Source organism: Salipiger bermudensis (genome assembly GCF_017309175.1).
GTDB lineage: Bacteria > Pseudomonadota > Alphaproteobacteria > Rhodobacterales > Rhodobacteraceae > Salipiger > Salipiger bermudensis.
On sequence record NZ_JAEKJV010000017.1, the window covers coordinates 61,241 to 74,280 of the forward strand.

Sequence of the window (13,040 nt, forward strand, 5' to 3'; positions counted from 1 at the left end):
CTCCTTCAGGATTGGCAGAATGGTTGGAATTCGACCAGCGCACCGGCTGGCAGACATTCGGCATCGGCAGGCAGAAACATCAGCCCGTCTGCTCGTGAGAGCAGCCCGACACGGGCCGAATGTGTGGCATCCTCGAAACAGACGATCTCGCGACCATGGGCATCGAAACCGGCCAGCGTGGCAGGTCGGAGTTCGCAGCGCCCGGGCTTGCGGCGGATCAGGCCTGCGGTCACGACATGCCGCCGGGTCGGGGTGGGTCCCTCGCCGCTCAGGGCACGGATCAGCGCCAGTCCGAAGACTTGCCATGTGACGAAGGCCGATACTGGGTTGCCGGGCAATCCAAGCCAGTGCGCCTTGCCGATGCGCCCGACCGACACCGGCTTTCCAGGTTTGATCGCGACGCCGCTGAACAGGATTTCGCCGCCAAGTGCCGTGACGGCCGGCTTCACATGGTCTTCTTCGCCCACCGAGATACCGCCTGTGGTGATGACCAGATCGGCCCGTGCCGCCATGTCGCCCAATTGACGGACAAGGCCGGCAAGGTTGTCGGCACCATGATCCGAGGCAACGACGTCAACATCTGCAGCTGAAAGGCTTGCCGTCAGCATCGGCGTGTTGACGTCCCAGATCTGGGCGGCTTCCCGCGCGCCACCAGCGCGGCGCACCTCGTCGCCGGTGACCAGAAGTGCCACGCGCAGCCTGCGCCGAACGCGCAGGATGCCTGCACCGGCGGCGGCACAGGCGGCGATCTCCCTCGGGCCAAGCCTTCGTCCCTTGTCGAAGACGGTCGCGCCGCTGGCCATGTCACTGCCCGTACGGCGGATATTCAATCCCGATTCAGGCCGGCGCGATAGATGAATGACGTCCCTGTCACGCTGAACTTCCTCCTGCATCACGACTGCGTCCGCGCCACTCGGAATTGGTGCGCCCGTGAAGATCCGAGCCGCCACGGCTCCTGCTACCGGTGTCGTCACCGCCTGCCCTGCAGGCACGCGCGCAACGACCGGCAGCACCCAGGGTCCGGCGCCAGTCAGGGCCGATGTGGCGATCGCATAGCCATCCATCGCCGCATTGTCGAAAGCCGGTGCCATGGACCGAGACCGGACCGGCTTGGCGAGAACGCGGCCAAAAGCGTGGTCGAGCGAAAGGGCCTCGGTCCGGCCGATCGGTGCTACATGCCCTGCAATCCGGGTCAGTGCCTCGTCGATGCTGATCAGCGCGTGAAGCATGTCCTGACTGTCACAGCCGCAGCCCGGTGACGTGATGGCTTGATGGATGGTCATTGTGCTGCCTCCTCGGCGGAATGGGTAGGCTGGAAATGCCCGGGCCCGATGCTGCAATCGAGATCTCTCAGGCGCCCGTCCTTGAGCCCGTAAATCAGGCCGTGCACGCGGACATCGGCTCCGCGGCGCCATGCCCTCTGCAGGATCGGCGTTTCGCAGACGCGCCGCACGCCCTCGACCACATTGAGTTCCGCCAGCCGGTCGCGTTGTCCTTCGAGGTCGGCTTCGCGCCCCAGATCGACCGCGTAAGCGCGGGCCAGGCGCCGGATCGGCTCGAGCCAGTGATCGGCCAGACCGTGTGGCAGATCCTCGGTCGCGGCCTTGACCCCGCCGCAGCCATAGTGGCCGCAAACGATAATCTCGCGCACATGCAACGCATCGACCGCGAACTCCAGCGCCGAGAGCAGGTTCATGTCCGAGGAATGAACGATGTTGGCAACGTTGCGATGGACGAACACTTCGCCCGGATCGAGTCCCGCGACCACGTTGGCCGGAACCCGGCTGTCCGAACAACCGATCCAGAAGAACTCGGGCGCCTGAAGGGCGGCAAGGCGGGTGAAATAGTCAGGCTCCTCGTCGTGACGTTGTTTCGACCACGCAACGTTGCGCGCCAGGAGGTCATTCAGCATCGGTCGTCTCCGGAAAATCTGGCAGCCCGCGTCTTGACCGCATGTGTTTCGTCAGAAGCCGCAGATCGGCCCGGGTCAGCCGGGCGCGGGCAATCGGCAAGAGGATCGCGTTTTCGGCAACGAGGTGGCGGCGCACGTGCGCCGCGAACTCGGACAACAGTGCGCGCTGCTTGGCGGTCAGGTCTGCCCCACTGTCCAGACAGGCGGCCAGCATCGCACGCACCTGCGGCATCAGACGCATCGCCTCATCTTGATCGGCCTTGATCCGGTCGATCACACCTTCGATCGCATCCTCAACTGTGCAACGTCGGGCAAGAAGCGGGAACAGGTCGTCCATCTCGTCACGTAGGTGGACGTTCAATTCCTCGTTCAGAAAACGCAGCACGGTCGTTGCTGCTTGGCGACTGAGAACATCCGTCATTGCCAGCCCGTCTATCACGGCGCACACCTGACGCTCGCGCAGGTGGTCTTCGCTGATGAAATCCAGAGGGCTTGCAAGCAGACGCGTGCTTGTCGGTTTGTCACCGCTGCCACGTTGCACACACTCTGACGCTTCCATGACACGTCCTTTCGCGTGGTTCAGATCGGCGCAAGACTTGCGCCGGTGATGCTCGACCGGTCGGCGAGGCTTTCCACGAACGCCCTCGACGCATCGGCCCAGGCGGCTTTTTCCAGCGCCTGCGCGATCTTGGGGCGAACGGTTTCATAGGGCAGAACCTGCCCAGGCGCCGTCGCGTTCAGGCGAATGATGTGCCAGCCATGCCGCGACAGAACGGGTGCGGGCGTGATCCCCTCATCGGTCAGGGTTCGCAGCGCCGCCTCGAACTCGGGCACGGTGTCGCCCGGACCAAGCTGACCCAGATGACCGCCGGAGGCCTTTGAACCGCAATCGCTGTCGCGAGCTGCAGCGGCGAACCCCTTGGCGTCGCCATCAAGACGCGCCAGCAGGGCAACGGCCCTTGCCTCTGCCCGCCCACGCTCAGCTTCGTCGCGCGGATCGCAGGCACATAGGATGTGCGAGACATCCCAGAGCGGTGCCGAACGATATCGGGCAGGGTCCTTCTCCCATTCCGCATGCACGGCCTCTTCGCCGACGGGCGCGATCACAAGCGCCTCGTCCAGCAGGGCGCGGATCAGGGCTTCGTCCTCGGTCTCGAACCGCCCGGGTGCCAGCTCGAGCGGGTCGGCCGTCAACCCCCGTCGCTTCGCCTCTTGCAACAGCAGTGCGCGGATGGCCAATGCTTGCGCAGCCTTGCGCCAGGCGATGCCCGGCTTTTCCTTGGGGGCTTCGTGGTTCTGGGCCTCGGCGGCGATTGCCGCCGAGGGGATGGTTTCGCCGTTCACGACGACATCGGGAAAGAGGGCCACATTCATCTGACTCACTCCGCTGGCGTCGTGGCGGTGGGACCGCGCTTGGCTTGCACCTTGTCATAGGCGCGGCGGCGCTCCTCGAGCGGGCGATGCCGCCGCGAGCGTACGATCTGGTAACCCGGCCGCGTCAGCAGGTAGCGGAAGGGGGCCGCGAACCCGGACCAGATGTGGACGAGCCGCGTGAACGGAAACAGCGCCGTGATGATGAGACCGAGGAAGATGTGCAGCTTGTAGAGCCAGTGCACGTCGACCACGGTAACCCAGGCGTTGATGTTCCAGCTGACCACGCTCTGCGACCAAGTCATGAAGCGGACCATTTCCGAACCGTCCATGTGCTGCAGCGTCTGGGTGATCGTCAGGAGGCCGATGGCCAGCTGCAGCCAGATCAGGACCATGATCAGGATGTCTGGGACGGTCGATGTCACCCGGATGCGCGGATCGACGAGGCGGCGGTGAAGCAGCATGGTCGATCCGATCAGGGCCGCGATGCCCGCCGGGCCGCCGATCAGGACCGCCATCCATTGCTTCAACGCATAGGGAATACCGATGGCATCCAGGACCCAGATCGGCGTGAAGAGGCCGATAAGGTGCCCGAAGAACACGGTCAGGATGCCGACATGGAAAAGGATCGAGCCCCAGATCAGCTGCTTGCGACGCAGGAGCTGGCTCGAGGAACTCTTCCAGGTAAAGGGGTCCCGCTCGTAGCGCACGATCGACCCCACGAGGAAGATCGTCAGCGCGACATAGGGCATGACCCCGAAGATGACGAAGTTGATGTCGAAGTCGCCGAACATGTCATGCACTCCTGTTCAATTGTTGCGGGGCGGGGGTCGGATTGAACCCAGGTCTGTCCATCGCCGCGAGCATGTCGCGGACCTGCGGACAACCGGCGTTCGGATCGGGGCCGAAAGTGACTTCCGTTTCCTCCCAGACAGCGTCGAGCGCCGCGAGGTCGGTCGGATCATCATCGGGTAGGGCCAGCATGTCGGCCACCGCTTCGGCGTCGGCCTGTGTGTCGGCGAGCTGGGAAAGAGCGGCGAACGCGGCAGCATACCCGCTGTCGCGCCGGACAAGCCGGGCCGCGAGAGCGTCAAGGATATGCGCCGCGTCCGCCAAGGTTTCCTGCACTTCTGCGAAGGGACGCGTCGACAGGAATTCCAGCAGCACCGGCAAGTGATCCGGCAGTTCCGTTGTGGCGGGCTCGAACCCGCCCGCCCGGTAGGTCTCGATCAGGCTGACCATTGCGCCGCCGCGGTCCCGGCTTTCGCCATGAACGTGCTCGAAGAGATTGAGCGACAGCGTCCGCGAGCGGTCGAAGAGCATCACATAACTCTCCTGCAGATCGTAGAGATCGGCGTCTGTGAAGCCATCGGTCAACGAGCGCAGCGCGGCGCGTGTATCGGTGGCGATGCGGGGATCGGAACCAAGAATGGCCCCGATCTCGGACATCGCCTCCTGAAGGTCCCGCGAGGGATAGCTCAGGATCAGCGACAGGGCTTTCAGGGAACGGTCCAGCATCAGAAGGTCTCCTGCGGAAGGGCGAACTTTTTCTTCTTGCCGCCGAAGAGCGTCGTCTTGCCCGCCTCGCCGGTGGAACAGCCGTTGCCGTCGGTGAAGCCGCAGCCGCCGCGGATGTCGGCGCCATGCTCGTTCTGTTCGCGGTGCGCCGTGGGGATCGCGAAACGGTCCTCGTAGTCGGCGATGGCCATGATCTTGTACATGTCCTCGATCACCCGGCCGGACATGCCGACACGAGCGGCGATCGCCTCGTCCCGCACGCCCTCCACGCTGAGCGCCCGCATGTAGAGCCGCATCGCGGACATGCGTTCGAGGGCGTGAACGATGGGTTCCTCGTCCCCCGCCGTCAGCATGTTGGCGAGGTATTTGACGGGGATGCGCAGGGACCGCACGTCGGGCATCTGGTCGCTCATCGCGATCTGTCCGGCCTGGGCCGCGTTCTGGATCGGGCTGAGCGGCGGGATGTACCAGACCATCGGCAGCGTCCGGTATTCGGGATGCAGCGGGAAGGCGACCTTCCAGTCCATCGCCATCTTCCAGACCGGGCTGACCTTGGCCGCCTCGATCCAGTCCTCCGGCACGCCGTCGCGGCGCGCGGCGGCAATCACCTCGGGGTCGTTCGGATCGAGGAACACATCCAGTTGCGCGCCGTAGAGATCGGTCTCGCGCTCGGCGCTTGCCGCAGCTTCGATCTTGTCTGCATCATAAAGGATCACACCCAGGTAGCGAATGCGCCCGACGCAGGTTTCCGAGCAGACCGTCGGCTGGCCAGATTCAATGCGCGGATAGCAGAAGGTGCATTTCTCGGATTTGCCGGTGTCCCAGTTGTAATAGACCTTCTTGTAGGGGCAGCCCGAGATGCACATCCGCCAGCCGCGACACTTCTCCTGGTCGATCAGGACGATGCCGTCCTCCTCCCGCTTGTAGATGGCACTCGAGGGACAGGACGCCGAGCAGGTCGGGTTGAGGCAGTGCTCGCAGAGCCGAGGCAGATACATCATGAAGGTATTTTCATACTCTCCATAGATGTCCTTCTGGACCTGGTCGAAGTTGTAGTCCTGCGACCGCTTCGAGAATTCGCCACCGAGGATTTCCTCCCAGTTCGGACCCTTCTCGATCTTCTCCATCCGCTCGCCGGTGATCTTGGACCGGGGCCGCGCGGTGGGGAACGCGGTCATGTTGGGCGCGGATTTCAGGTGGTCATAGTCGAAATCGAACGGCTCGTAGTAGTCGTCGATCTCGGGCATGGCCGGGTTGGCGAAGATGTTCGCCAGGATCCGCCATTTCGACCCCTGCTTGGGGTGCAGCTTGCCCGAGGCCGAGCGCACCCAGCCGCCGTTCCAGCGTTTCTGGTTCTCCCAGTCCGTCGGATAGCCGGTGCCGGGCTTGGTCTCGACGTTGTTGAACCACGCGTATTCGACACCTTCGCGCGTCGTCCACACGTTCTTGCAGGTGACCGAGCAGGTGTGACACCCGATGCATTTGTCGAGGTTCAGGACCTTGCCGATTTGCGCACGAACTCTCATTCCGCTGCCTCCACGTTCTGGGTTGCGGACCGGCTTGCGGGTTTGTCGAGCCAGTCGATCTTCTTCATTTTCCGCACGATCACGAACTCGTCGCGGTTGCTGCCCACGGTGCCGTAGTAGTTGAAGCCGTAGGACAGCTGCGCATAGCCGCCGATCATGTGCGTGGGTTTCAGTGTGGCGCGGGTCACCGAGTTGTGGATGCCGCCGCGGTTGCCGGTCTTTTCCGAACCGGGCGTGTTAACGATCTTTTCCTGAGCGTGATACATGAACAGCGTGCCCTGCTTGATCCGCTGGGACACCACCACCCGCGCAGTCAGCGCGCCGTTGGTGTTGTAGGCTTCGACCCAATCGTTATCGACAAGGCCCGCCTTTGCCGCGTCGACCTCGGACATCCAGACCACCGGTCCGCCCCTGTTCAGCGTCAGCATCAAGAGGTTATCGGTATAGGTGCTGTGGATGCCCCATTTCTGGTGAGGCGTGATGAAGTTCAGCACAACGTGCGGGGACCCCTCGGCCGCGTCGTTGTTGACGGCCGCCGTGATGGTCTTGAGGTCCACCGGCGGGCGGTAGCTGACGAACCCTTCGCCGAAGGCCCGCATCCATTCATGATCCTGGTAAAGCTGTTGGCGCCCCGTGAGGGTCCGCCACGGGATGAGTTCGTGGACGTTGGTGTAGCCGGCGTTGTAGCAGACCTCCTCGCTCTCGATGCCCGACCAGGTGGGGCTGGAGATGATCTTGCGCGGCTGGGCGGCGATATCACGGAAGCGGATCTTGGTGTGGTGCGCGCCCTCCGCGAGGTGGGCATGGTGCTGCCCCGTAGGCTTCTCCAGTTCTTCCCAGGCCTTCACGGCCACCTCGCCGTTGGTTTCGGGCGCAAGCATCAAGATCATCTCGGCCGCGTCGATGGCGGTTTCGAGTTTCGGCTGGCCCTTGGACACGCCATCGTCCAGCACGACACCATTCAGGTCGCGCAGGTGCTTGACCTCGGTCTTGGTGTCCCAGTTGATCCCCTTGCCACCGTTGCCGAGCTTCTCCAGCAGCGGCCCGACCGAGGTGAACTTTTTGTAGAGGTTCGGATAATCCCGCTCGACCGCGATGTAGTTGGGCGCGGTCTTGCCGGGGATCAGGTCGCATTCGCCCTTCTTCCAGTCCTTCACATGGGCCTGGGCCAGTTCGGCGGCGGTGTCGTGCAGCAGCGGCAGCTGGACGATGTCGGTCTCGACCCCCAGCACCTCGGGCGCGACTTCGGAGAATTTCCGGGCGATCGCCTTGAAGATCTCCCAGTCCGATTTGCTCTCGTAGGCCGGGTCCACCGCCGCCTGCAGCGGGTGGATGAACGGATGCATGTCCGAGGTGTTCAGGTCGTCCTTTTCGTACCAGGACGCCGTGGGCAGGACGATGTCGGAATAGACCGCCGTCGTGGACATGCGGAAGTCGATGCACACGAGCAGGTCGAGCTTGCCCTTCGGCGCCTCGTCATGCCAGACGGCCTCCTTCGGCATCACACCGCCCTCTTCGCCCAGATCCTTGCCCATCACGCCGTGATCGGTGCCCAGCAGGTGCTTGAGGAAGTATTCGTGCCCCTTGCCGGACGACCCCAGAAGGTTCGAGCGCCAGACGAACAGGTTGCGCGGCCAGTTTTCCGGGGCGTCCGGATCCTGGCAGGACATTTCCAGATCGCCGGATTTCAGCTGCTCAGCGACGTAGTCCTTGATCTCCTTTCCGGCCTTCTTCGCCGCCTTCGAGACTTCCAGCGGGTTGGTTTTCAACTGCGGTGCCGAGGGCAGCCAGCCCATCCGTTCCGCGCGAATGTTGTAGTCGATCAGGGAGATGTCCCAGTCGCCTTCGGGTGCGGTCGGCGACAGGATTTCACCAGCGCGCAGCGTCTCATAGCGCCACTGGTCGGTGTGCGCGTACCAGCACGAGGTCGAGTTCATGTGCCGCGGCGGTCGGTTCCAGTCGAGCGCGAAGGCCAGCGGCTGCCAGCCGGTCTGCGGGCGCAGCTTTTCCTGACCCACGTAATGCGACCAGCCGCCGCCTTCCTGCCCGATGCAGCCGCACATCACCAGCATGTTGATGATGCCGCGATAGTTCATGTCCATGTGGTACCAGTGGTTCAGACCGGCCCCGAGGATGACCATGCTCTTGCCATGGGTCTTTTCGGCGTTGCCCGCGAATTCCCGCGCAACCGCGATGATCTTTTCGCGCTCCACGCCGGTGATCTTTTCGGCCCAGGCCGGGGTGTAGGGGCTGTCGTCATTGAAATCCTTGGACACCCAGTCACCGCCAAGACCCCGATCCAGCCCGTAGTTGGCGCAGAACAGGTCGAACACGGTGGCAACCAGCGCTTCGGATCCGTCTGCCAGTTTCACGCGCCGAGCCGGAATGTTCCGGGTCAACACCTCGGGGTGGTCGCACTTGACGAAATCGCCCGTGGCCGCGCCGCCGAAATAGGGGAAGTCGACACCCACGACCTCGTCGTGGTCGCCATCCATGATCTGGCTCAGGCGCAGCTTGGCCTCTGCCCCTTTTGCCCGCTCTTCGAGGTTCCACTTGCCTTCTTCACCCCAACGGAAGCCGATGGACCCATTGGGTGCCACGATCTGGCCAGACGTCTCGTCATAGGCGACGGTCTTCCAGTCGGGGTTGTTGGTCTCGCCCAGCTTGCCGTCGAAATCATCGGCCCGCAGCATCCGGCCCGGCACGAGGTGCCCGTCCTTTTCGTCGAGCCGAACAAGCATCGGCATGTCTGTGTATTTGCGGGCGTAGTCCTCGAAATACTCGGCCTGCCGGTCGAGGTGGAATTCGCGCAGGATCACATGGCCCATGGCCATCGCCAGCGCCGCGTCGGTGCCCGCCTGCGGGTTCAGCCAGATGTCGCCAAACTTGGCGGCTTCCGAATAGTCGGGACTGACCACGGCCGACTTCGTGCCCCGATAGCGCACTTCGGTGTAGAAATGGGCGTCCGGTGTGCGCGTCTGCGGCACGTTCGAACCCCAGAGCATCAGGAAGCCCGCGTTGTACCAATCGGCCGATTCCGGCACGTCGGTCTGTTCGCCCCAGGTCTGGGGGGAAGCCGGCGGCAAGTCGCAGTACCAGTCGTAGAACGACATGCAGGTGCCGCCCAGAAGGGACAGATAGCGCGAGCCCGCAGCATAGCTGACCATCGACATGGCCGGGATCGGCGAGAAGCCGAAGACGCGGTCGGGCCCGTAGGTCTTGGCCGTGTAGGCGTTGGCAGCGGCGATGATCTCGGTCGCTTCGTCCCAGCTTGCCCGCACGAAGCCGCCCTTGCCGCGGGTCTTGTTGATCGCGTTGCGCAGGGCGGGATCGTTCTGGATCGCGGTCCAGGCGGCGACCGGCGTCATGGTCTCGCGCATCCTCCGCCACGCCCGCATCAGCGCGCCACGGATCAGCGGGTTCTTCACGCGGTTGGCGGAATAGAGATACCAGCTGTAGGACGCTCCCCGCGCGCAGCCGCGCGGTTCGTGGTTGGGCAGGCCAGCGCGCGTGCGCGGATAGTCGGTCTGCTGGGTTTCCCAGGTGACGATCCCAGACTTGACGTAGATCTTCCACGAACACGACCCGGTGCAGTTCACCCCGTGCGTCGAGCGGACGATCTTGTCGTGCCGCCAGCGGTTCCGGTAGGTGTCCTCCCAGTCTCGGTTCTCCCGGGTCGTTTGACCCCAACCGTCGGAGAATTGCTCCAGTTCCTTGCTCTGGAAGAAGTTCAGTTTGTCGAGCAGATGGCTCATTGGGCTGTCCTTTCGGGTGTCTGGGTCCGGGCGGCGAGCGCCGCCGCCCGGGAAATCAACTGGATCATTCAGCGGGCTGGGCTGCGGTGCCCTGCGGCGTGCGGCCATGTTCGATGTCGTGGAGAAGGCCGCCGGGGCGCGTGTAGACCACCCAGGTGATGACGACGCAGATCACGTAGAAGATCAGGAAACCCCACAGCGCCCCAACGGCAGATCCGGTCATCGCGATTGACGTTCCGTAGGCCTTGGGGATGAAGAAGGCGCCGTAGGCCGCGATCGCCGAAGTGAAGGCCACGATCGCGCCGGACTCCATCGCGATCTGCCGCTTGCGCTCTTCAGTACCCAAGTGCGGCATCAGGCGCGGAATTTCGCGGCCCATGATGACCGGGATCATCTGGAAGGTGGAGGCATTGCCCACACCGGTCAGGAAGAACAGGGCCATGAAGCAGGCGAAGAAGCCGACGAAGGAGCCGAGTCCGAGGAAGGAGATCACGCCGAAGGTGGCCACGATCATCAGCGCGAAGGTCCAGAAGGTCACTCGCCCACCGCCGAACTTGTCCGAAATCCACCCGGTTCCGGCGCGGCTCAGCGCACCGACCAGCGGTCCAAGGAACACGTAGTTCAGAGCGTTCACATCCGGGAAGGCCAGCCGCGTCAGCAGCGGGAAACCGGCCGAATAACCGATGAAGCTGCCGAAGGTGCCAGTGTAGAGGATACACATCAACCAGTTCTGCTTGCGTCCGAAGATCACCGCCTGATCGGCAAAGCTGGCGCGTGCATCGGCGATGTCGTTCATGCCCAGCCAGGCAGCGATGGTCGCCGCGAGGATGAAGGGCACCCAGACGAAGCCAGCGTTCTGCATCCAGAGTTGACCGCCGTCGGACAGGGTCACGGGCTCACCGCCGATGGCGCCAAAAACGCCGGCCGTGATGACGATGGGCACGAGGAACTGCATGACCGACACGCCGAGGTTGCCGAGCCCAGCGTTCAGCGCCAGTGCGTTGCCCTTTTCGGCCTTCGGGAAGAAGTAGCCGATATTGGCCATCGACGAGGCGAAGTTGCCGCCGCCGAAGCCGCAGAGCAGCGCCAGCACGAGGAAGATCAGGTAAGGCGTCTCGGGGTTCTGCACTGCGTAGCCGATGCCCATGGCAGGCAGCAGAAGCGAGGCTGTCGACAGCGTCGTCCAGAGCCGCCCGCCGAAGATCGGCACCATGAAGCTGTAGAAGATCCGCAGCGTCGCGCCCGACAGGCCCGGCAAGGCCGCCAGCCAGAACAACTGGCCGGGGGTGAAGTCGAACCCGATGGCGGGCAAGCGAGCCACGACGACCGACCACACCATCCAGACCGAGAAGGCCAGGAGCAGCGCGGGGATCGAGATCCACAGGTTGCGGCGTGCGACGGCACGGCCCTTTTCTGCCCAGAATTGCGGGTCCTCCGGCCGCCAATCTTCCAGCACGCGCGGCATGGCGGTGCGTTCGGGGTGGTGAATGTCCTGCATCTCGGGCAGCTGCGGCAGCTGGTCGAGTACTTCACCATGAGCAGCGCGCTCCATCGCGCGGATCGACAGGTGCATCCAGGTCAGTGCGATGGCGACCAGCCCGAAGAGCAGCGCAAAGCATGACGTATAGATACCCGTGAGATCGAGGAGTGCGCCGAAGGCGATCGGCAGGACGAACCCGCCAAGGCCCCCGATCATGCCGACAAGCCCGCCGACAGCGCCCACATGTTTGGGGTAGTAGACAGGAATGTGCTTGAAGACGGCCGCCTTGCCGAGGCTCATGAAAAAGCCCAGGGCGAAGAGCGTCACGATGAAGGGCCACAGACCCATTTGTGTCGAGAACGCGATGGCGCCGTCCTTGCCCTGGATGACGTAATCCGTGGGCGGGTAGCTCAGCATGAACAGGAACAGCAGAGAAAAACCGAAGGTCCAGTACATGACCCGGCGCGCGCCGAACTTGTCCGACAGCACGCCGCCATAGGCGCGGAACAGCGAGGCCGAGAGGCTGAAGGACGCCGCCGCCATGCCCGCGAAGCGCACGTCGATGCCGTAGACGTCGATCAGGTAGTGCGGCATCCAGAGCGCAAGTGCCACGAAGGCACCGAAGACGAAGAAGTAGTAGAGGGAGAAGCGCCAGACCTGGAGGTTCTTCAGCGGCGCGAACTGCTGCGCCAGCGAGGGTGCCTTGGTGCCGGTCTTGCGGCGTTCGACCAGTTCGGGGTCGTCCTTGGCCAGAAGGAAGAACAAAACGCCGATGATGGCGAGCCCCGCCGCCCAGACATAGGCCACACCGTGCCAGCCGTAGGCGACCATGACGAAGGGAGCGACGAACTTGGTGACCGCCGCGCCAACGTTGCCCGCGCCGAAGATACCCAGCGCCGTGCCCTGGTGTCCCGCGTCATACCAGCGGCTGACATAGGCGACGCCGATGATGAACGACCCGCCCGCGAGGCCGATGCCGAGAGCCGCGATCAGGTACATGACGTAGCTATCGGCCAGCGTCAGCGCCCATGTGGCCAGCGCCGTCAGGATCATCTGGCTCGAAAACACCAGCCGCCCGCCGTATTTCTCGGTCCAGACACCGAGAAACAGGCGAGTGACCGATCCGGTCAGGATCGGGGTGGCGACCAGCAGGCCGAACTGGGTGTCGTTCAGGCCAAGCTCGGCCTTGATGGCGACACCGATGATGGAAAAGATCGTCCAGACCGCGAAACAGGCGGTAAAGGCGATCGTGCTCAGGCTCAGGGCGCGCGTTTGATCGGCGCGTGAGGCTGTTGCAACGGTCTGCATGGCGGGTCTCCGGCAAAATAAGTCATTCACCCCTGCGAGGGGATCAGTGCCAGACCTGACGCTGCAGCGACGCTCGTGACTTGATCTAGATCACAAAACCGGGAAAAGGATAACGAAATAAATGACTTACAGAAATATGTCATCCGGTGCGCGGGCGCATATCAAGGCTG

The 13,040-nt window shown here is 63.7% G+C and carries 9 protein-coding genes; all 9 read right to left on the minus strand.

Going from position 1 to position 13,040, the window contains the following annotated elements:
* Window positions 1-5: 5 nt before the first annotated feature.
* The 9 genes from JF542_RS19455 to JF542_RS19495 all read right to left on the minus strand — a co-directional run bounded on the left by JF542_RS19455 (window position 6) and on the right by JF542_RS19495 (window position 12,870).
* On the minus strand, window positions 6-1,283 hold the full coding sequence (locus JF542_RS19455) for a molybdopterin molybdotransferase MoeA (protein WP_207077064.1): 1,278 nt from the start codon (window positions 1,281-1,283) through the stop codon (window positions 6-8).
* The gene (locus tag JF542_RS19460; protein WP_207077065.1) at window positions 1,280-1,912 is read right to left on the minus strand and encodes a carbonic anhydrase; all 633 of its coding nucleotides are present in this window, start codon (window positions 1,910-1,912) and stop codon (window positions 1,280-1,282) included. Before JF542_RS19460 ends, JF542_RS19455 begins: the two co-directional genes overlap by 4 nt.
* Window positions 1,902-2,471, minus strand: coding sequence for a hemerythrin domain-containing protein (locus tag JF542_RS19465; protein ID WP_207077066.1), 570 nt, complete (start codon window positions 2,469-2,471; stop codon window positions 1,902-1,904). Before JF542_RS19465 ends, JF542_RS19460 begins: the two co-directional genes overlap by 11 nt.
* Window positions 2,472-2,491: 20 nt before the next feature.
* Window positions 2,492-3,286 (minus strand): peptidylprolyl isomerase, encoded by a 795-nt coding sequence (locus JF542_RS19470; protein ID WP_207077067.1) that lies wholly within the window; start codon window positions 3,284-3,286, stop codon window positions 2,492-2,494.
* A 5-nt stretch (window positions 3,287-3,291) separates the two neighbouring features.
* Window positions 3,292-4,077: a respiratory nitrate reductase subunit gamma gene (gene narI, locus JF542_RS19475; RefSeq protein ID WP_050930783.1), complete on the minus strand. Its 786-nt coding sequence runs from the start codon at window positions 4,075-4,077 to the stop codon at window positions 3,292-3,294.
* A gap of 1 nt (window position 4,078) precedes the next feature.
* On the minus strand, window positions 4,079-4,801 hold the full coding sequence (narJ, locus tag JF542_RS19480; protein ID WP_207077068.1) for a nitrate reductase molybdenum cofactor assembly chaperone: 723 nt from the start codon (window positions 4,799-4,801) through the stop codon (window positions 4,079-4,081).
* Window positions 4,801-6,327, minus strand: coding sequence for a nitrate reductase subunit beta (gene narH / locus JF542_RS19485; RefSeq protein WP_207077069.1), 1,527 nt, complete (start codon window positions 6,325-6,327; stop codon window positions 4,801-4,803). The genes narJ and narH overlap by 1 nt, the downstream gene beginning before the upstream one ends.
* Window positions 6,324-10,082: a nitrate reductase subunit alpha gene (locus tag JF542_RS19490; protein ID WP_207077070.1), complete on the minus strand. Its 3,759-nt coding sequence runs from the start codon at window positions 10,080-10,082 to the stop codon at window positions 6,324-6,326. Before JF542_RS19490 ends, narH begins: the two co-directional genes overlap by 4 nt.
* A gap of 64 nt (window positions 10,083-10,146) precedes the next feature.
* Window positions 10,147-12,870, minus strand: coding sequence for a nitrate/nitrite transporter (locus tag JF542_RS19495; protein WP_207077071.1), 2,724 nt, complete (start codon window positions 12,868-12,870; stop codon window positions 10,147-10,149).
* Window positions 12,871-13,040 lie beyond the last annotated feature (170 nt).

What these genes read in the sequence shown, in the direction of transcription:
- JF542_RS19495 (WP_207077071.1), bottom strand. Translation starts at nt 12,870, where the DNA reads ATGCAGACCGTTGCAACAGCCTCACGCGCCGATCAAACGCGCGCCCTG.
- narJ (WP_207077068.1), bottom strand. Translation starts at nt 4,801, where the DNA reads ATGCTGGACCGTTCCCTGAAAGCCCTGTCGCTGATCCTGAGCTATCCC.
- JF542_RS19465 (WP_207077066.1), bottom strand. Translation starts at nt 2,471, where the DNA reads ATGGAAGCGTCAGAGTGTGTGCAACGTGGCAGCGGTGACAAACCGACA.
- JF542_RS19455 (WP_207077064.1), bottom strand. Translation starts at nt 1,283, where the DNA reads ATGACCATCCATCAAGCCATCACGTCACCGGGCTGCGGCTGTGACAGT.
- narI (WP_050930783.1), bottom strand. Translation starts at nt 4,077, where the DNA reads ATGTTCGGCGACTTCGACATCAACTTCGTCATCTTCGGGGTCATGCCC.
- JF542_RS19470 (WP_207077067.1), bottom strand. Translation starts at nt 3,286, where the DNA reads ATGAATGTGGCCCTCTTTCCCGATGTCGTCGTGAACGGCGAAACCATC.
- JF542_RS19460 (WP_207077065.1), bottom strand. Translation starts at nt 1,912, where the DNA reads ATGCTGAATGACCTCCTGGCGCGCAACGTTGCGTGGTCGAAACAACGT.
- narH (WP_207077069.1), bottom strand. Translation starts at nt 6,327, where the DNA reads ATGAGAGTTCGTGCGCAAATCGGCAAGGTCCTGAACCTCGACAAATGC.
- JF542_RS19490 (WP_207077070.1), bottom strand. Translation starts at nt 10,082, where the DNA reads ATGAGCCATCTGCTCGACAAACTGAACTTCTTCCAGAGCAAGGAACTG.